Raw genomic sequence first — 18,444 nt, forward strand, 5'->3', positions numbered from 1 at the left:
AAACAAACAAAATTAAGCAATAATGAAAATAGCAATAATTGGCTCAGGAGGAAGAGAACATGCCTTGTCTTGGAAATTGGCTCAATCCTTGGGTGAATCGGCCGTTTATACCTTACCTGGTAATGGTGGAATTCCCAATAGCCACCCTATGGATATTGGAGATTTTGATGCCATCAAAGCGTTCTGTGAAGCAAATGACATTGATTATATTTTTGTAGGACCAGAAGTGCCTTTAGCCGATGGAATTGTTGATTATTTTAATCAAACGACCATTAAAGCACTGGGACCTTGTCAAGATGCTGCACAATTAGAAGGATCAAAGATCTTTTCTAAGAATTTTATGAAAAAATATGGCGTAGCAACGGCTGACTTTCATACTTTTTCAACCGTTAGTGCTGCTGAAGCAACTGTTCGAGCAATGAATGGGGATTTAGTCATCAAGTACGATGGCTTGGCTGCTGGAAAAGGGGTCTTTGTTTGTGATAATATCGAGGAAGCATTAGCGGCATTGGATGAAATGAGACAACAATACGGCGAAGAATGCCCTTTTTTGATCGAGGATAAAATTGTGGGAGATGAAATTTCGATCATTGGCTTTACCGATGGAAAAAATATTAAGTTGCTCTTACCTTCTCAAGACCACAAGCAGCTTAATGATGGAGATACTGGTCCTAATACAGGGGGAATGGGAGTAATGTGTCCTGTACCTTTTTGGAATGAGGAGCTAGCGGCAATAATTCAAGAAAAAATTGTTCAGCCTACCTTAAAAGGAATTCAAGCGGAGGAGATGAACTATAAGGGGATTATCTACTTTGGGATTATGATGGGGGCTAATGGTCCTGAATTGCTAGAGTATAATGTTCGTTTTGGTGACCCTGAAACGGAAGTCTTATTACCTTCTTTAAAAACAGACTTGGCAAAAATTGTTGAGGCATGTTTGAATGGAACTTTAGGAACGATTGAATTAGAGTTTGAAGATGGCTTTTTTGTAGATGTTGTACAAGTATCGGGAGGCTATCCCAAAGCTTACCAAAAAGGTTATGAAATTCATGGCTTAGAGGCAGTAGACGATGCGATTGTATTTCATGCAGGAACCAAAATCCAAGACGGAAAAGTAGTAACCAATGGAGGCCGAGTGTTGAATATAGTAGGGAAGGGAGCAACTTTAGATGCTGCTATTCGCAAGGCTTATGAGCAGTGCGAAAAAGTTAGTTTCAAAGATAATTTCTATAGAAAAGATATTGGTCAACGTGTTTATAAAGTGGTACAATAAGGTGAACAACAGATGAAGAAAAAAATTGCCATATTTATATCGGGTAGAGGGAGTAACATGAAAGCTATTGTCGAGCAATGCCAAAATGGTATCTTAAAAGACTTGGCAGAAGTTGTACTGGTCTTTGCCAATAAAGAGACTGCCGCAGGCTTAGACTTTGCCGAATCAGTAGGTTTGGAAACAAAGTGGATTACTTCTAAAGGTTTAAAACGAACAACTTTTGACCAAAAAGTGTTGACTCTATTGGAAGATTATAAGATAGATTATATTGTATTGGCGGGCTATATGCGAGTTTTGTCTAGCATTTTTGTTCAAGCTTATCCCAAACAAATTATCAATATACATCCTGCTGATACAGCATTGCACCAAGGGTTAAATGGCTATGGTTGGGCATTTGAAAACCAATTAACCGAAACCAAAGTAACGGTACACTATGTAGACGAGGGACTAGATACAGGTTCTGTTATAGCACAACATCCTGTTGATTTGAAGGGGGCGGAGACCTTGGAGGAGGTAGAACGAAGAGGCTTGGCTGTAGAACATAAGTTTTATAGTGAGGTGCTTCAAAAACTTATTACATCGTGTAATAAGTAGTTTGGTGTTTTTACAGTAGATTTTGGTTGCTGTTGAGGCGGCTCCGAGCTTAATAGCCTTAGCTATCAGAGCGAGAACACAACAAAAACAGCAACCAAAAGGTACGCTTAAAAACATTGAAAAATTTATTACACGGCGTACTTATATTAATTGAAATGAAATAAAGATTGAATTAGCTATGTGTGGAATTGCATTTATTAGATTAAAAAAGCCAATAGACTATTTTCTAGAGAAATATGGTACTCCATTTTATGGAATTAATAAGTTGTATCTACTGCTTGAGAAACAACACAATAGAGGGCAAGATGGAGTAGGTGTTGCCAATATTAAATTAAATGCATTGCCTGGTAAGCGATATATTTCAAGATATAGAAGTATTAGTAGAAAGCCTATTCAAGATACTTTTGAATATATCAACAAGCGCTTTAAAGCATTGGAAGAAAATAGCCCTCATTTGCTCAAAGATGTAAACTACCTTGTGAATAACGAGGCGTTTATGGGAGAGGTTTTTTTAGGGCATTTGCGATATGGTACTTATGGCAAAAATAGCATCGAAAGCTGCCATCCTTTTTTGAGACAAAATAGCTGGAGAACAAGAAATTTGGTTGTTGCAGGAAATTTTAATTTAACAAATGTCGATGAGCTGTTTGACTTTATGGTTAGCCTTGGACAGCATCCAAAGGAAAAGGCTGATACCGTAACCGTGCTCGAAAAAATAGGGCATTTCTTAGATGTCGAAAACCAACGATTGTTTGACCATTTTAAGGCGCAAGGGTATAACGACAATAGAGAAATTTCTGCCTTAATTTCTAAAAATTTAGATACCCAAAAAATCTTGCAACAAGCTAGTGGAGATTGGGACGGTGGATATTTGATGACGGGAATGTTTGGCAATGGGGATGCCTTTATTTTTAGAGATCCAAATGGAATACGACCAGGTTATTGGTATGAGGATGATGAGGTTGTTGTGGCTGCTTCAGAACGAGCGGCTATCCAGACTGCTTTTAATGTCTATTTTGAAGAGGTAAAAGAGTTGAAACCAGGGCATGCACTTTTGGTTAATCGCAAAGGAGAGGCTGAAGAAAAAGAGATTATACCTGCTCAAGAAAAGCTGGCTTGTTCTTTTGAACGCATTTACTTTTCTAGAGGTTCGGATCAAGAAATCTACCAAGAACGTTTACAACTTGGGCGAAATGTCTCTAAAAAGGTTTTTGAGGCAGTTAATTATGATTTTGAAAATACCGTTTTTAGTTATATTCCCAATACTGCTGAGGTTTCTTTCTTTGGAATGACAAAAGCGGCCCATGCTGCACTTTCATTACAAAAGTTAGAAAAAATAAGAGCGTTGGGGAACGCTGTAACCGATGAGGACATTGAGGCAATTATGTCTGTGGTTCCAAGAGCAGAAAAAATTGCGATTAAAGATGCAAAACTAAGAACGTTTATCACGCAAGATGATTCAAGAGATGATCTCGTTGCTCATGTTTATGATGTAACTTATGGTGTCATTAATGACGAAAAGGATACCTTAGTTTTGATTGATGATTCAATTGTTCGAGGGACTACGCTGCGCCAAAGTATTTTGCGAATCGTAGACCGATTGAATCCTAAAAAAATTATTATTGTATCTTCTGCTCCTCAAATAAGGTATCCAGATTGTTATGGTATTGATATGGCAAAGCTTGGCGATTTTGTTGCATTTAGAGCTGCTATAGCATTACTAAAAGACAACAACAAGGAGCATGTAATCAATGATGTTTATAAGGCTTGTCTCAATCAAATCAACATACCAAGAGAAAATATCGTAAACCATGTAAAACGCATTTATGAGCCGTTTACCGATGAAGAAATTAGTACCAAAATAGCTGAATTGCTACAACTTGGAAACATTAAAGCAGAGGTGCAAATTATCTATCAAAGTATTGAGGGGCTAAAAGATGCTTGCCCTAATAATAAGGGGGATTGGTACTTTAGCGGTAATTACCCAACTGCTGGTGGAAATAAGGTGGTGAACAAAGCCTTTATCAACTATATGGAAGGGATTAACGAACGAGCTTATTAAATCCTTAAATAAAAAAAGAGCGCCTTGGGTTCTTTGTAATCGTTTTTAATAAAAAACCGTTGGAAATTATCTTCTAACGGTTTTTTATTTAACAAAGAAGAAAAAATAAGGCATCAAAAAGATTAGGCAAATCAATAGATTATTTTTGGGACTTTACTTAACAATTGGTATCGATCTAAAAATGCTTCTTTGGATCAAGAATCTGCTCTAGGACCCAAGCCATAAATCGTTCGGTAGGTTTCCAATAGAGCAGGCAATTCTTTTTTGAGCTTTTCTCGAATCTTAGCTTTATCAAATTGCTTGTTCTCTCCGCTCTTTTCTAACTCTTGAAGGATATATTGAGTTTTATCTTTTCCATTTTTTGATAAGGGATGACTGCGATTATTTTCCGTAATCTCTACTTTTATTTCTAGTGATTGGTGCAGATATTCATAGGCTTTTGCATAGTCTTTGGTTACATGAAAATTAAATTCTGCTAATTTTAATAAGGATTGAGGGTTGATGTATTGTTCAGCAGCAATGCGGTGATATTTTAGGGCATTTTCACGATCTTGATTAGCGGCATAGGTATTGGCTAAATAGTAAAAACCAAAAGAAGCATGACGTAAGGTTAAATCGGTTGCACTAAGTTGTTCCAAGATTTGTTGCTGATTCATTTCTTGAAAGACTTGAAACATTGTTTTATATTGTTCTGCATCAAAATTAGGTTTTACGGGTAGTGCTAATGTATTATGATGATTTTGTTCTAACTCTTCTAATGAGTAAGACTTAGGAGCTTCGCAAGCCGTACAAAATAAGATCAATAAGAAGGAAAATAAACCTAGTTGAGTTTGCATTGTTCTATGATTTTGAGAATTTTGTAAAAAGTCATTGTCTTTAATCATAATATTCCGTTAATTTTTTGCTTTTTCACAAAAAAAGCAAAAAAGCATCTTATATTCAGTTGATTATCAGATAGCTAATGTTTTGAGTGATAAAATTGCATCATTTTGATGATCAACTGCGTAGCACTCATGTAATAATCGAATGCGATTTTTCAACGGAGTATTATAATCAGACTACCTTTTTGTAAATTTAGAGAGAATTAATATTTTAGTATTGGTGAATAAGTAACGATAGAATCTAACTATAAATTCTATATAAGATCAAATAAAGTTATTCAATTTTACAACATTAAAGAATCATTGTTATCTTTATCCAAAGATTATAAAAATATCTAAAAACTACCGAAAAAGACAACTATAATGGCAAATGTGGTACATATGCCCGCACTTAGTGATACCATGGAAGAAGGGACACTAGTGGCATGGCACAAAAAAGTCGGCGAGGCTGTAGAATCAGGCGAATTATTAGCCGAGATCGAAACAGACAAAGCAGTTATGGAATTCCAAAGCTTCTATGATGGTGTATTATTGTACATTGGCGTAGAGGAAGGAAATGCAGTTCCTGTTGATGCAGTTATTGCAGTCATTGGAGAGGAAGGAGAAGATTATCAAGCCTTGCTAAGTGCAGGGAATGATGCCGCTCCAGAAGAAACGATTGAAGCACCTTCGAAAGAAGTGTTAGAGGTAGTTTCAGCTCCACTAAAAGAAGAAACAACAGCTACTAGTTCTGCCAACGGCAGGATTAAAGCTTCTCCATTGGCGAAAGCGATGGCAAAAGAAGAAGGCATTGATCTTAGTCAATTGACAGGGTCGGGTGATGATGGTCGTATCGTAAAACGAGATATAGAAGAGTATCTCAAACAACCTGCTAAAGCGACTCCAATTGTTATTCAGCAACCTGTTGCCGCTCCTGAACCAGAAGGTGACTATGAAGATGTTCCTGTTAGTCAAATGCGTAAGGTCATTGCTCGTAGATTGGGCGAAAGCAAATTCTCTGCACCTCATTTCTATCTAACAATGGAAATTTGCATGGATAAATTGATGGCTACTCGCAAACAAGTGAAGGAGTTGACAGAAACCAAAATTTCATTTAATGACTTTGTGGTGAAGGCAACCGCCAAAGCACTTAAGGAACACAAGAGCATCAATGCTTCTTGGTTAGGCGATAAGATTCGTTATTATAATTATGTCAACATGGGAGTAGCTGTCGCTATTGATGAAGGGCTTGTTGTTCCTGTTGTACGTAATGCTGATACCAAAGCTTTGTCTCAAATTGCAACTGAAATTCGTGAATTAGCAGGTAAGGCAAGAGATCGTAAACTAACGCCAGATGAAATGTCGGGCAATACCTTTACCATTTCTAATTTAGGAATGTTTGGGATTGATGAATTTACGGCGATTATCAACTCTCCTGATGCTTGCATTTTGGCAGTAGGGGCTATTAATCCTAGATTGGTGATGGTTGATGGCGAAGTAAAAGAGTCTCACTTCATGAAGGTGACCTTGTCTTGTGATCATCGTGTTGTTGATGGTGCTTCTGGTGCTAAATTCTTGCAGACCTTAAAGTCAATTTTAGAAGAACCAATGCGTTTGATTATCTAATTAAATTTAGGTGATTATAGCGTACTAAAAATAAAGAAAGAGGATTATTGCTATTTAGTGATAATGCTCTTTTTTTTAGCGCAAACAGTGAGGTTTTAGTTATTCTAGCTCAAAAACAGTTACTTACCATTGTCAAAGTGCTGAAATCTTTTTAGCAAGCTCAATGAATTTTAGATAATGGAATATTATTTAGGCTTAAAAATTAGATCTTCGACTAGTTCACAGATGGTGTGACCAATTAAGATATGACATTCTTGTATTCTGGGCGTATCAGAAGAAGGTACCCGAAATAAAAGGTCACAATTGTTGGTCATTAAGCCTCCATCTTGCCCCGTTAGCCCAATGGTCGTCATCCCTTGTTTTTTTGCCTGTTCTAATGCTTTAATTACATTAGGCGAATTACCAGAAGTTGAAATAGCAACTAAAACATCTCCTTTTCTTCCCTTGGCTTGAACTATTCGAGCATAAATTTCATTAAAAGAATAGTCATTGGCTACAGCAGTTAAATAAGACCCATTTACATGTAGGGCTTCTGCAAACAATGGTGCTCGATTGTAATAAAATCGACCAGAAAATTCTGCGGCTAAGTGTTGGGCATCAGCAGCACTTCCACCATTGCCACAAAAAAGCACTTTGCCATCTGTTTGAAAACAATGGACAATATCTAGAACTGCCTGCTGTATTGTGATACTAATCTCTTCTTGTTGGAGCAATTGTTGCTTGACGAGAATGGAGGCTTTTAGTATGTTTTTTATTTTGTTCAGATCATTCATTGCTATTGTCTATATTGGTTTGTTACAAGAATACAAGAAACATTAGGGATAACCTATTTTTCTACGAATTTCAAGAAAGAATTCTGTTATTCATCCAATGCCAGCAATAAAGATAAGACGATAAAATCATTCTAAAAGTTCAAATGTGGCAACTTATTCGCTAAATTATTCGTCCATAGATTATGAGTTTTTTGATCAAACAGGATAAAAAGCTAAAAGATTTAGCAATAATTAGAATTCCTATGTAACTTGGTTGGTTCGTTTTTTTGTTAAACAGCTTCAAACATGGGAAATAGAAAATTTAAAAAAAAGAATATTAAAATATAACAAGATTAGATGAAAGCAACAATAATAAATATAGGAGATGAAATATTGATAGGGCAAATCGTTAATACCAATGCTACTTGGATGGCTGAGAAATTGAACCAAAGTGGCATTGCTGTGGATCGTGTTTTAGCAATTGCGGATACAGAAAAGGCGATAAAGGAGGCATTAGACATAGCCCTATTAAACTCTAAACTTATTTTTATAACTGGGGGGCTAGGACCGACAAAAGATGACATCACCAAAAAAGCACTTGCTCATTACTTTGAAATGGAGATGGCTTTTCATGAACCTACTTTTAGTAATATGCAACAATTGTTTGCACAATATGGAAAAGTAGTAGATGATCGATATCAAGTTCAGGCAGAAATGCCAGTGGGGGCAAAAATTATGATCAACAAAGCAGGAACAGCTTCGGGAATGTGGTTCGAAAAAAATGGAAGTATTGTTGTTGCCATGCCTGGAGTTCCACGCGAAGTAAAATACTTGATGACTTATGAGGTATTGCCCAATTTAAAAATGCAGTTGGAGTTTCCGACGATCATCCACCAGACGCTTAATGTTACTGGAAAGGGAGAAACGGATCTAGCTGAGATGTTAGAGGATTTTGAACAAAAATTACCGTCCAATATTAAGTTAGCTTATTTGCCCAATTCTATGATTGGGATGGTGCGCTTGCGGTTGAGTGCTTATGGAGAGGATGCAATAGTTTTGGAGACCCAATTAGATCATTATATTCGTAAACTGCCTCCTATTTTGGGGTCTTTGATTTTTGGAGAAGGAAAGGATACCTTAGAAGGGGTTGTTGGTCAAATGTTATTAAAAAGAGGTTACAACCTAGGAACCGCAGAGAGTTGTACAGGCGGTAATATTGCGCACAAGATTACTTCTGTTGCAGGGTGTTCTGCCTATTATGAAAGTAGTGTTATTGCTTACTCTAATGCGATCAAACAAGACTTATTGGGAGTGCACACCACAACCTTGGAAGAACATGGCGCAGTAAGCGAACAAACAGTAATAGAGATGGCAAGAGGAACGCAGAAGTTGTTGAATGTAAATTGTTCTATTGCTGTATCTGGGATTGCTGGCCCTACGGGAGGAAGCCCCGAAAAACCAGTAGGAACAATATGGATTGCGGTTACTGAAAATGAAAAAATCTACACCAAAAAATTACAATTGGGGAAAGATCGCTTACAAAATATAGAACGTACAACAACTATTGCGCTAAATCTATTGCGTCGATTTTTGCTCAATGACTTATCTTAAATTGAAGACGTAAAACCAAGCAATAAAAAAACGGTTCAGATAAAGTCTGAACCGTTTTTTTATTGCATTAGTAAATTAATAGAAATCATTATTTCCTAAGCCAGTGGACAAGTATTTTTCCAGTTGCATCAATTCGTTCAACCTTCTGGGCATCATCAGAAACTTTTAGTTCATAGGTTTTTCCTGAAGCGACAGATTTTACTCTTAGATAGTTGTTGCCTTCGTGTAAAATTTCTGCTTTGGTCCATTGTTTACTATTTAGTTGCCAAAAATAAGCCGTTAATGAACCATCTGACTTTTCAAGTATCTTTAGTGCACGACCACTATTATCGGCAGCATCGTAAAGCCATGTAGTAGTTTGTGCATTGGCTTGCATATTAATGCCAAAAGTTAGGATTAAAACAAAGAGAGAAGTAAGTGTAATCTTTGGTAATGTGAACATAAATTATCGATTTTGTTTAGGTTGTTTAATATTTGTTCAATCTTAATAAAGATAGTTTTTTTTTAAATAAAAACAAATAATTATTTGTTTTGCTGGCAGATACAGCTTCAAAATTTGGTTTAGAAGTTGTTTAAAAATGGAGTTTTGTTGAACTGAGCCTATGGCGAACTCACGTAAGTATAATGAGTACACCCCGAAGGAGCAGCGAAGCTAAATTTTTAGATAAACAAGGCATGAGCATAGCGAACTGCGCAGGCTTATAGCTAGAGCTATAATCGTTAAGCATATTTTCTTCATAGCAGCGCTATGGAGCAAATTTTTAACGCAGAGTAGCTAGAAATTAGCTTTAGCTTCGCTGATTTCCAGTTCTTAAACAACTTCTTAAAATCAATAATCTAACCTGTAGGCAATATCCATGTTTTTTAACCATGTTATTTATGATTAAAAGGAGGGATGAAATGGCTATAAAAAACCTTTTATAAAAAGAAAATTTCTATTCTGAAGCGCTCTTTTTGTAAAAGGTTTTTTATTGTTTTAATATCTTGTAATATTCAATGTGATTTTTAGAACATTTGTTTGTATCTAAGTGATATTTTATCTAAATTAACTCAATAAACATTAGTGCAGAAACAATGTATTTGTTTACCTTTTATAGGTAGAAAATCAAATCTATCCCTCTTGTAATGTTCCTCAATAAGTTACAGTTTAGAAATTAAAGAACAAATCAAAAATTCTGTTACGCTCCCCATTGTTTATAGCTGAGAAATGATCAAAAAATATGAAATAAGGTTTCTGAGGTGAGTCTATTTTGCACAGTCGATACGTTTTAATTAATTTAATACAAGGATGGAGAATTACAAAACACTAATCGTTACACTAATAAGTTTTTTTGTTTTTATTGGAGGGAATACAGCTCAAGATAACGAAGTTAAATTACAGACTCTACGGGGAGAAGTAATTGACCGAGTTACAGGCAAAGGCATTCCCAATGTATTGGTAGAACTTTTAAATCATACGCCAAGAATTGCTGCTATTTCCAAAGAAGATGGAGCCTTTGAATTAGAGAATGTTCCAGTTGGGTATCAGAGAATTCGGGTGAATGGTTATGGTTATTATGATGTAGTACACTCTGAGTTGGTTATAGCAGGAAAACAATCTGTTATCAAGATAAAAATGGAAGAAGAGTTTACCATGGATATTGCAACGATTGAAACAACAGAACGAGGGCGATTTAGGAATACTAAAATGATGACCATTGATGAGATGAATGTGGTTAGTGCAAGACCATTTAATATTGAAGAAACCAACCGTTATATCACTGGTTTTGGTGGTCCAGCACGAGCCGTAACGAACTATCCTGGCTTATTAAATACCGATGATGCCCAGAATTATATTGTTTCGAGAGGGAATAGCCCTTATGGTATTCAGTGGATGGTAGAGGGAGTGCCGATCGAGAACCCTCATCACTTTGCGACCATGGGCAATACAGGGGCTTTGTTTCCTTTGTTGAATAACAACTTATTAGCCTCTTCTGATTTTATCAACGGAGCTTTTGCGGCACAGTACAACAATGTATATGCGGGAATGTTTGACATCAATATGCGAAAAGGAAATAATGAGCGGCATGAATTTTCGGCACAATTAAGTGTTTATGGAGCTGAACTTATTGCTGAGGGACCTTTTAAGAAAAAAGGGGCTTCTTTTGCGGTAGCTGCACGAGCAGGAATTTTTGATGTACTACAGAAATTAGGAATGAGTTTAGGAACAAATGCGGCTCCTAGGTATTATGATTTAAACTTTAAGATTGATATTCCAACTAAGGATGCAGGGCATTTTTCTTTCTTTGGTGTAGGGGGAATTTCTGACTTAGCGGTTTTAGATCATGGAGCTACTGAAGACGATGCTTTTGCGAATGCAGGGATTAATTTTTATATCAATACGGGGTTTGGTTTAGTAGGTTTTAATCACTCGAAATTTTTTGAGAACGACATTTCTTTAAAAACAACCTTGTCGTATTTAATTGAGGATTACAAATTACATCGAGATACAATTTTTCCAGATACGCTATTGCCTTATTTTACGATGCACAACTTAAGGCAACGAGTAGGACTGTCAAGCATTTTTAATAAGAAGTTTAGCACCAAACTTTTCTTTAGAGCAGGGGTAAATGCCTATGTTCATTTTATCGCAGCAAAGGGAGAATGGCGTAGGAGGAATGAACTTCATTCTTTAGCGAATGACATTCAAGTTTTGGCAGGTGGTTTTGTCGAAACAAGATACAAAATTTCTAGTTCTTTTGCTTTTGTTCTGGGGCTACAAGGTATGTATTGGAGCCTGAATGAGAATTCTTGGGCATTAGAACCTAGAGTGGCTTTAGATTGGCGATTGGGAAGGCGACATAGGCTTAGTCTGGGCTATGGTTGGCACAGTAAAATTCAATCTTTTGCAGTTTCTTTCTTGGTCAAAAAACAAGCAGATGGAAGTTATGACAATAGTAATAGAGAATTGGGGCTAAATCGTAGCCATCAACTGGCTTTATCTTATGATGCTTACTTGGCTAAATATTGGGGAATTAAAGCCAATGCCTATGTTATGTATAATACAGATATTGCCGTTCAAAAAAGAAATAGTAGTTTTTCTATTGCCAATTATGGTAATTTTGCGGTATATCCAGATTCTACAGGTTTAGAAAGCAAAGGGAAATCGGTCAATTATGGGGTTGAATTCTCGCTTGAAAAATTCTTTAACAAGGGCTTGTATGGTTTGTTGTCTGCTGCTTATCAACGGGCTTTGTATCAAGGAAGTGATGAGGTTTGGCGCAATAGTGCCTTTGATGCTCAATATGTTACTTCTTTGGTAATGGGAAAGGAATTTAAGATAGGGAAAAAGAAAAGAAATGTTATTTATGGTGATTGCCGCTTTAATTTGCATGGCGGTTTGCCTTATACTCCCATTGATTTAGAAGCTTCTAAGTTGGCAGGCAGAGAAATTTTGTTAGAAGATCAGGCTTATAGTAAACGTTTGGGGATTTATAAAAGAATTGATGTTCGAATTGGCGCACGCTTTAACCATAGAAGAAAACGAGTTTCACATCATGTTTATGTTGTGATTCAGAATGTAGCCTTATTTAAAAACGATTTTGAAGTAAAATACAATCCTGCTACCGAACAAATTGTGACCACACAGCAGTTTGGTTTTGTTCCGAATTTATTTTACCAAGTTTTCTTTTAAAAGGGGAGGCTTGATTATTATATCTTGAAATAAAATATCAGCAAAATATTATTTTGTTTTGTGTAGGTATTTTTTGCTGAAATATATGATGATTTGGTGTTTTTAGATCTCTAAGGATCTAAAAACACTTTTTTATTTGCTTTTTTATGTTTTTTTAACTAATTTAACATTAGTTAAGTATCTATTATTTTCCCCCTTTGTGGAAAGGGAGCAGCTGCTAAATTATAGTGTATTTAATGTTAATAATACCAATCCCCCCTCCCTCATCTTTTTCATTAAGACAAATTTGGTTCTAGAACAAATTACTAGTTAAATGGTAATAGCATCATGCTATGCATTGTACTTATTTAACCTGTTGCAGATGAGCAAACTCAAAAACAGAAAAACACTTTATAAACTTAAAAACACATAACAAGGTGAGATTATTGGTAATAATAATTTGTTTTCTTTTTTCGTGCTCTCTTTTTGCTCAAAATTCAACTGTAAAATTGCAAACGCTGCGAGGGGAAGTTGTTGACCGAGGAACAGGAAAGGCGATTTCGAATGTTGTTGTGGAGTTGTTGAATTATACACCACGAGTGGCTGCTATTTCAGGTAATAATGGTTCATTTGAACTACTGAATGTTCCTGTAGGCTACCAACGGATTAGGGTGGATGCAGATGGTTATTACGATGTGGTACATTCCGAACTGGTAATGGTTGGGAAACAATCCGTTATCAAGATAAAAATGGAAGAGGAATTTACCATGGATATTGCTACGATAGAATCTACCCAAAAAGGGCGGTTTCGAAATACTAAAATGATGACGATTGATGAGATGAATGTAGTTAGTGCAAGACCATTTAATATTGAAGAAACCAACCGTTATATCACTGGTTTTGGAGGACCAGCACGAGCCGTAACCAATTATCCAGGTTTGTTGAATACCGACGATGCTCAGAGTTATATTGTTTCAAGAGGAAACAGCCCTTACGGCATTCAATGGATGGTAGAGGGAGTACCCATTGAGAATCCTCATCATTTTGCTACCATGGGCAATACAGGGTCTATATTTCCTTTGTTGAATAACAATTTACTAAATTCTTCTGATTTTATCAATGGAGCATTCACAGCACAATACAATAATGTTTATGCAGGAATGTTTGACATTAATATGCGCAAGGGTAATAACCAACGCTATGAGTTTTCGGCTTTGCTTAGTGCTTATGGAGCTGAATTTATAGCAGAAGGTCCCTTTAAGAAAAAAGGAGCTTCTTTTGCTGTGGCAGTTCGAGCAGGAATCTTTGATATATTACAAAATATAGGCATTAACCTTGGTACAAATGTAAGACCTAGATACTATGATTTAAATTTTAAGATTGACCTTCCAACTAAGCGAGCTGGGCATTTTTCTCTTTTTGGGATAGGAGGGCTCTCTAACGCCGCTATATTAAATGATGATACAGGAGAAGATGCCTTTGTTAATGATGGAACCGATTTTTATGTTACAGCAAATTTAGGCTTGATTGGTCTCAATCACTTAAAGTATTTTGAGCATGATATTTCCTTAAAAAGCACCTTATCTTATTTGGTGGAGGATTATAAAATAGATGGCGATACCATCGTGCAAGATACCTTTTTGCCTTATTTTACCATGCACAACCTTCGGCATCGAATTGGGCTATCTAGTATTTTGAACAAAAAAATTAATACTAAATTTTTCCTTAGAGGAGGGATTCATGCCTATGTTCATTTTATTGCGGCAAATGGAGCTTGGCTTAGAAGAAACCAATTGTATTCTGTGGCAAATGAAGTGCAAATACTAACAGGAGGATTTTTAGAAACTCGATATGCTTTTTCAAAAGCTTTTAGTGTTGTGCTAGGTTTGCAAGGAATGTATTGGAGCCTCAATAAAAATTCTTGGGCATTAGAGCCTAGGCTCGCTTTAGATTGGCGGATCGGGAAACAGCATAGGCTTAGTTTGGGCTATGGTTGGCACAGCAAAATTCAATCCTTTGCGATTTCTTTCTTAGTAAAAAAACAAGCCGATGGGAATTATGATACTAGCAATAGAGCGTTGGGGATGAATCGCAGCCATCAAGTTGTGTTGTCTTATAATACATCTTTAGCAAGATATTGGGGGATTAGAGCCAATGCCTATGCTATGTATAATACAGACCTTGCGGTTCAGAAGCGAAACAGCAGCTTTTCTATTGCTAATTATGGTAATTTTGCGGTATATCCAGATTCTACGGGGTTGGAAAACAAGGGAAGAGGATTTAATTATGGGGTTGAGTTTTCGTTAGAGAAATTCTATAATAAAGGCTTGTATGGTTTATTATCTCTTGCTTACCAACGAGCCTTGTATCATGGGAGTGATCAAGTTTGGCGTAGCAGTGCTTTTGATGCTCAATATGTTACTTCTTTGGTAATGGGAAAGGAATTTAAGGTTGGAAAAAAGAAGCGTAATCTTATCTATGGCGATTGTCGATTTCATTTGCACGGTGGGTTGCCTTATACGCCCATTGATTTAGAAGCTTCTAGGCTTGCAGGTAGAGAGGTCTTGTTGGAAGATCAAGCTTATAGCAAGCGTTTAGGTTTTTATAAAAGAATAGATGTACGGATTGGTGCTCGTTTTAACCACAGAAAGAAGCGCATTTCACATCATATCTATGTTGTAATTCAGAACGTAGCCTTATTTAAGAATGATTTTGAGGTAAAATACAATCCTAACACAGAGCAAATTGTGACGACACAACAGTTTGGTTTTGTTCCAAATCTATTTTATCAGATTTATTTTTAAGCTCTATTCTTGATGGGTGGCTTGTTTTTTAGAATAAACTGACGAAATTTTATTCTGTTTTGAGCATTTGCTATTAGCTGAATTGTACGATAATTTGGCGTTTCTAGGTTTTGAAAAAATCTAAAAACACTTTTTATTTTTATTAAATTACTATAAAAGCATAAGATTTCTTAGCAATAATTCGTGAATTTTTGTACTTTTGCGCTTGAATTAGGATTCTTACACCAAATATTTAGCACAATGGCAAAAGTCGAGCTTATTATGCCCAAACTGGGCGAAAGTGTGATGGAGGCAACCATTCTTACTTGGGAGAAGCAGGTTGGCGATACAATTGAGATGGATGAAAATGTAGTGGTGATTGCAACCGATAAAGTGGATACTGAGGTTCCTTCTCCTGTAGAAGGCAAATTAGCAGAGATCCTATTCCAAGAGGGCGATACGGTTGCAATAGGTACCGCTATTGCATTGATTGAAACCGATAGCGCTGCGGAGGTTCAAGCTTCTCCAGCAGTAGCTGAAACTAAAAAAACAGAAAGTAAACCATCTACTGTAGCGTCAACAAATGGCGAAATGCCTGCTGCTGTAGCCTTAGACACTTCTTCTTCTAATCGTTTTTACTCTCCTTTGGTTAAGAGTATCGCCAAGGAAGAGGGAATTAGTTTGGCAGAATTAGAAACCATAACAGGAACTGGAAAAGATAATAGGGTAACTAAAAGTGATATGTTGGCTTATTTGGGGAATAGAGGGAATGCTCCTGTTGCACAACCTGTTGCTCAAAAACCAGTAGCTGCTGCTCCTGCTAAGCATACAACTGCTGTGCCTCAATTCAAAACTCCTCCTGTTAGTAGAAGTGGGAATGTAGAAATCATTGAGATGGACAGAATGCGCAAATTAATTGCCGACCACATGGTCATGTCTAAGCATGTTTCTCCTCATGTAACTTCGTTTGTAGAGGCAGATGTTACCGAATTGGTAAACTGGAGAAATAGAGTTAAAAAGGAATTCCAAGAGCGTCATGGCGAAAAAATTACCTTTACACCAATTTTTGTTGAGGCAATTGTCAAGGCTATCCAGGATTACCCAATGATTAACGTTGCTGTAGATGGCGATGAAATTGTTCGTTATAAAGATATTAATATTGGAATGGCAGCAGCTTTGCCTAGTGGTAACTTAATTGTTCCTGTTATCAAAAATGCTGCTATGCTAAACATGGTTGGATTAGCCAAAAACGTAAATGATTTGGCCAACCGTGCTAGAAATAACCAATTGCGTCCAGATGAAATTCAAGGAGGAACGTTTACCTTGACCAATGTAGGAACTTTTGGTAATGTAATGGGAACTCCAATTATCAACCAACCTCAGGTGGCTATTATGGCGGCAGGGGCTATTCGTAAGAAACCTGCTGTATTAGAAACAGAGCATGGCGATGTTATTGCAATTCGCCACATGATGTTCTTGTCATTATCTTATGACCACAGAGTAGTGGATGGTATGTTGGGTGGTTCTTTCTTGCGCCGTGTTGCAGATTATTTAGAGAACTTTGACGACAAAAGAACAATCTAAAGTATAAAACTTACGCATATTAGATGCCCCATAATTGTTAGCCAACGATTATGGGGTTTCTTTTTGATACTCCCTAGGTAAAGGGATTGGCAAACTTTTGATTGGTAATGTGTGAATCAATCCATCCTTGATAGTTAAAAAATACTAAAAACTCCTTTTGCTCAGAATGCTCTATCTGATCGATAAATTCTAGATATTGTTCTTTAAACTTGATGAATAATGCCGCTCGATCACTTTTGGGATGCCGAATAATTTTTTTTATAAACTTTAAGAACAATTGCTCAAACTGAAATAAAATGCCTGCGGATTTTAATTGTCGTTGTATGGTTGATAACAAATAAGGCAAAACCAAATACTCGTCCTTTTCATAAAAGGTAATTATTTTGAGAATAAATGCGGCTACTCGTATATGAGGGACTTGTGTGGATTTTTCTTCTAAAATAACATCAAAGGCATTTAAGGCTTCATCATACTGCCGAATTATAAAATAGTTGACTCCTAGATTATAATGAAAGGTGAATTTATAATTTAGGGGTAAGTAGCTAAAGTCAAGAGTAGCCTGGTTGACATAATCTAGTGCGTTTTGATATTGCCCCATTTTGAGCATTAATTTATGTTTAACCACAATAAATTGAGTGGCACTATTACTATTGGGAATGGTTGCTAATTTTTGTAGCAAACTTGGAATTTCTGTTTTAGGAGCAACAAAGGAGCCATTATAAGCACAGGAATGGATGACATCGTAATACAGATACTGATAATGTTCGAGCAATTGAGGAGACATTGTTGCTAAGAATTGATCCAGTTGAGACCAATAAGAATAGGCATCGCTGTAATTGTACTTAACAGAAGCAAAAAAAGCTTTTAATTGGAGATAAATGATTTTTACAGGAATACTTTCAGGATGTTGTGGAACATAGCTATCTATTGCTTGTTCGAGTTGTTCTAAGGCTGGTAACAGTGTTCGGCTAGATTCATATTGTTTTAGAAAAACGCCTTCGGAGACAGCAGTATAATATTGAATATAATCGGTTAACACTGCCATGATCTTGCGAGCCTTGTCTTTATACTCCCCAAACTGTTTAGAAGAAGTATCTTTGTATCTCAAAAAGCTGTTTTCGATCTTGAACCACCACATATAAATAAGGGGCAAAAAGAGTGGTTTATCGTAGTCGGTGGCTAGTTTTTCGATTTTACTAACAAGTGCGTTGGCCTCTTCCATTAAATGGCGTTCAAATAATAATTCAATTCGAATCAATCCATCCATAATTTGGCGTTCAATATTACTACTGGTATACTGTGTTTGGAGACTTTGCAAAATTTGTTCATATAGATAGGATTGCAACGAACTAAGTTGCTTAATGTGTTGGAGCTGTTTTTTATAACGATCGAGGTCTAAGTTATCCTGTTTGTTGAGTACTTCAAAAATCTCAAGATACTTGCCTTGTTTATAGCGGTTGTTTTTTGTAAAAAGCTTAAAATAACGTTTCTCTTCCTTTTTCAGAGTCTTAATAAGCTTAAATAGCTTGAGTGTTGTAATTCTTAAGCTCATAAGTTGTTGATTTTTAGCGAGGTATTTGTGTTTTCGTAGCGCTGGATTTTACTAAGTTAGAAAAAAAACACCATTTTTTTGGTTTGCTGATTTAT

At 36.3% G+C, this 18,444-nt stretch carries 12 protein-coding genes; 8 read left to right on the forward strand and 4 right to left on the reverse strand.

Annotated elements, in window-relative coordinates; translation table 11 throughout:
• Positions 1-22 precede the first annotated feature (22 nt).
• The 3 genes from purD to AsAng_RS26180 all read left to right on the forward strand — a co-directional run bounded on the left by purD (position 23) and on the right by AsAng_RS26180 (position 3,929).
• Positions 23-1,273, forward strand: a complete 1,251-nt coding sequence (gene purD, locus AsAng_RS26170) for a phosphoribosylamine--glycine ligase (RefSeq protein WP_264790095.1) — start codon at positions 23-25, stop codon at positions 1,271-1,273.
• 12 nt (positions 1,274-1,285) lie between these two features.
• The gene (gene purN, locus AsAng_RS26175) at positions 1,286-1,867 is read left to right on the forward strand and encodes a phosphoribosylglycinamide formyltransferase (protein WP_264790096.1); all 582 of its coding nucleotides are present in this window, start codon (positions 1,286-1,288) and stop codon (positions 1,865-1,867) included.
• A 178-nt stretch (positions 1,868-2,045) separates the two neighbouring features.
• Positions 2,046-3,929, forward strand: a complete 1,884-nt coding sequence (locus AsAng_RS26180; RefSeq protein WP_264790097.1) for an amidophosphoribosyltransferase — start codon at positions 2,046-2,048, stop codon at positions 3,927-3,929.
• 194 nt (positions 3,930-4,123) lie between these two features.
• Here the strand turns inward: AsAng_RS26180 and AsAng_RS26185 are convergent, their stop codons facing one another.
• Positions 4,124-4,765, reverse strand: a complete 642-nt coding sequence (locus AsAng_RS26185; RefSeq protein ID WP_264790098.1) for an SEL1-like repeat protein — start codon at positions 4,763-4,765, stop codon at positions 4,124-4,126.
• A 408-nt stretch (positions 4,766-5,173) separates the two neighbouring features.
• Here AsAng_RS26185 and AsAng_RS26190 point away from each other — a divergent pair, with 408 nt between their 5' ends.
• Positions 5,174-6,415, forward strand: coding sequence for a pyruvate dehydrogenase complex dihydrolipoamide acetyltransferase (locus AsAng_RS26190; RefSeq protein ID WP_264790099.1), 1,242 nt, complete (start codon positions 5,174-5,176; stop codon positions 6,413-6,415).
• A gap of 185 nt (positions 6,416-6,600) precedes the next feature.
• On the opposite strand, the gene AsAng_RS26195 is transcribed toward AsAng_RS26190, so the two are convergent.
• Positions 6,601-7,188 carry a D-sedoheptulose-7-phosphate isomerase gene (locus tag AsAng_RS26195; RefSeq protein ID WP_264790100.1) on the reverse strand — a complete coding sequence of 196 codons (588 nt, stop codon included), beginning with the start codon at positions 7,186-7,188 and terminating at the stop codon, positions 6,601-6,603.
• A gap of 336 nt (positions 7,189-7,524) precedes the next feature.
• Here AsAng_RS26195 and AsAng_RS26200 point away from each other — a divergent pair, with 336 nt between their 5' ends.
• Positions 7,525-8,778, forward strand: coding sequence for a CinA family nicotinamide mononucleotide deamidase-related protein (locus AsAng_RS26200; RefSeq protein ID WP_264790101.1), 1,254 nt, complete (start codon positions 7,525-7,527; stop codon positions 8,776-8,778).
• A gap of 88 nt (positions 8,779-8,866) precedes the next feature.
• On the opposite strand, the gene AsAng_RS26205 is transcribed toward AsAng_RS26200, so the two are convergent.
• Positions 8,867-9,220: a hypothetical protein gene (locus tag AsAng_RS26205; protein WP_264790102.1), complete on the reverse strand. Its 354-nt coding sequence runs from the start codon at positions 9,218-9,220 to the stop codon at positions 8,867-8,869.
• 846 nt (positions 9,221-10,066) lie between these two features.
• Between AsAng_RS26205 and AsAng_RS26210 the strand changes: the two genes are divergently transcribed.
• The 3 genes from AsAng_RS26210 to AsAng_RS26220 all read left to right on the forward strand — a co-directional run bounded on the left by AsAng_RS26210 (position 10,067) and on the right by AsAng_RS26220 (position 16,797).
• Positions 10,067-12,451, forward strand: coding sequence for a TonB-dependent receptor (locus AsAng_RS26210; RefSeq protein ID WP_264790103.1), 2,385 nt, complete (start codon positions 10,067-10,069; stop codon positions 12,449-12,451).
• Between the two features lie 488 nt (positions 12,452-12,939).
• Complete coding sequence (locus tag AsAng_RS26215; protein ID WP_264790104.1) at positions 12,940-15,234, forward strand: TonB-dependent receptor; 2,295 nt, start codon at positions 12,940-12,942, stop codon at positions 15,232-15,234.
• 240 nt (positions 15,235-15,474) lie between these two features.
• Entirely contained in the window at positions 15,475-16,797 is a 1,323-nt protein-coding gene (locus AsAng_RS26220; RefSeq protein ID WP_264790105.1) for a dihydrolipoamide acetyltransferase family protein, read from the forward strand.
• A 73-nt stretch (positions 16,798-16,870) separates the two neighbouring features.
• Here AsAng_RS26220 and AsAng_RS26225 read toward each other — a convergent pair whose 3' ends face one another.
• Positions 16,871-18,349, reverse strand: coding sequence for a tetratricopeptide repeat protein (locus tag AsAng_RS26225; RefSeq protein ID WP_264790106.1), 1,479 nt, complete (start codon positions 18,347-18,349; stop codon positions 16,871-16,873).
• Positions 18,350-18,444 lie beyond the last annotated feature (95 nt).

Origin of the sequence: Aureispira anguillae, from assembly GCF_026000115.1 — a bacterium.
Taxonomy (GTDB): domain Bacteria; phylum Bacteroidota; class Bacteroidia; order Chitinophagales; family Saprospiraceae; genus Aureispira; species Aureispira anguillae.

Coding starts and splice junctions, on each gene's coding strand:
- AsAng_RS26220 (WP_264790105.1), top strand. CDS start 15,475: ATGGCAAAAGTCGAGCTTATTATGCCCAAACTGGGCGAAAGTGTGATG.
- AsAng_RS26205 (WP_264790102.1), bottom strand. CDS start 9,220: ATGTTCACATTACCAAAGATTACACTTACTTCTCTCTTTGTTTTAATC.
- AsAng_RS26225 (WP_264790106.1), bottom strand. CDS start 18,349: ATGAGCTTAAGAATTACAACACTCAAGCTATTTAAGCTTATTAAGACT.
- AsAng_RS26195 (WP_264790100.1), bottom strand. CDS start 7,188: ATGAATGATCTGAACAAAATAAAAAACATACTAAAAGCCTCCATTCTC.
- AsAng_RS26185 (WP_264790098.1), bottom strand. CDS start 4,765: ATGCAAACTCAACTAGGTTTATTTTCCTTCTTATTGATCTTATTTTGT.
- purN (WP_264790096.1), top strand. CDS start 1,286: ATGAAGAAAAAAATTGCCATATTTATATCGGGTAGAGGGAGTAACATG.
- AsAng_RS26180 (WP_264790097.1), top strand. CDS start 2,046: ATGTGTGGAATTGCATTTATTAGATTAAAAAAGCCAATAGACTATTTT.
- purD (WP_264790095.1), top strand. CDS start 23: ATGAAAATAGCAATAATTGGCTCAGGAGGAAGAGAACATGCCTTGTCT.
- AsAng_RS26200 (WP_264790101.1), top strand. CDS start 7,525: ATGAAAGCAACAATAATAAATATAGGAGATGAAATATTGATAGGGCAA.
- AsAng_RS26210 (WP_264790103.1), top strand. CDS start 10,067: ATGGAGAATTACAAAACACTAATCGTTACACTAATAAGTTTTTTTGTT.
- AsAng_RS26190 (WP_264790099.1), top strand. CDS start 5,174: ATGGCAAATGTGGTACATATGCCCGCACTTAGTGATACCATGGAAGAA.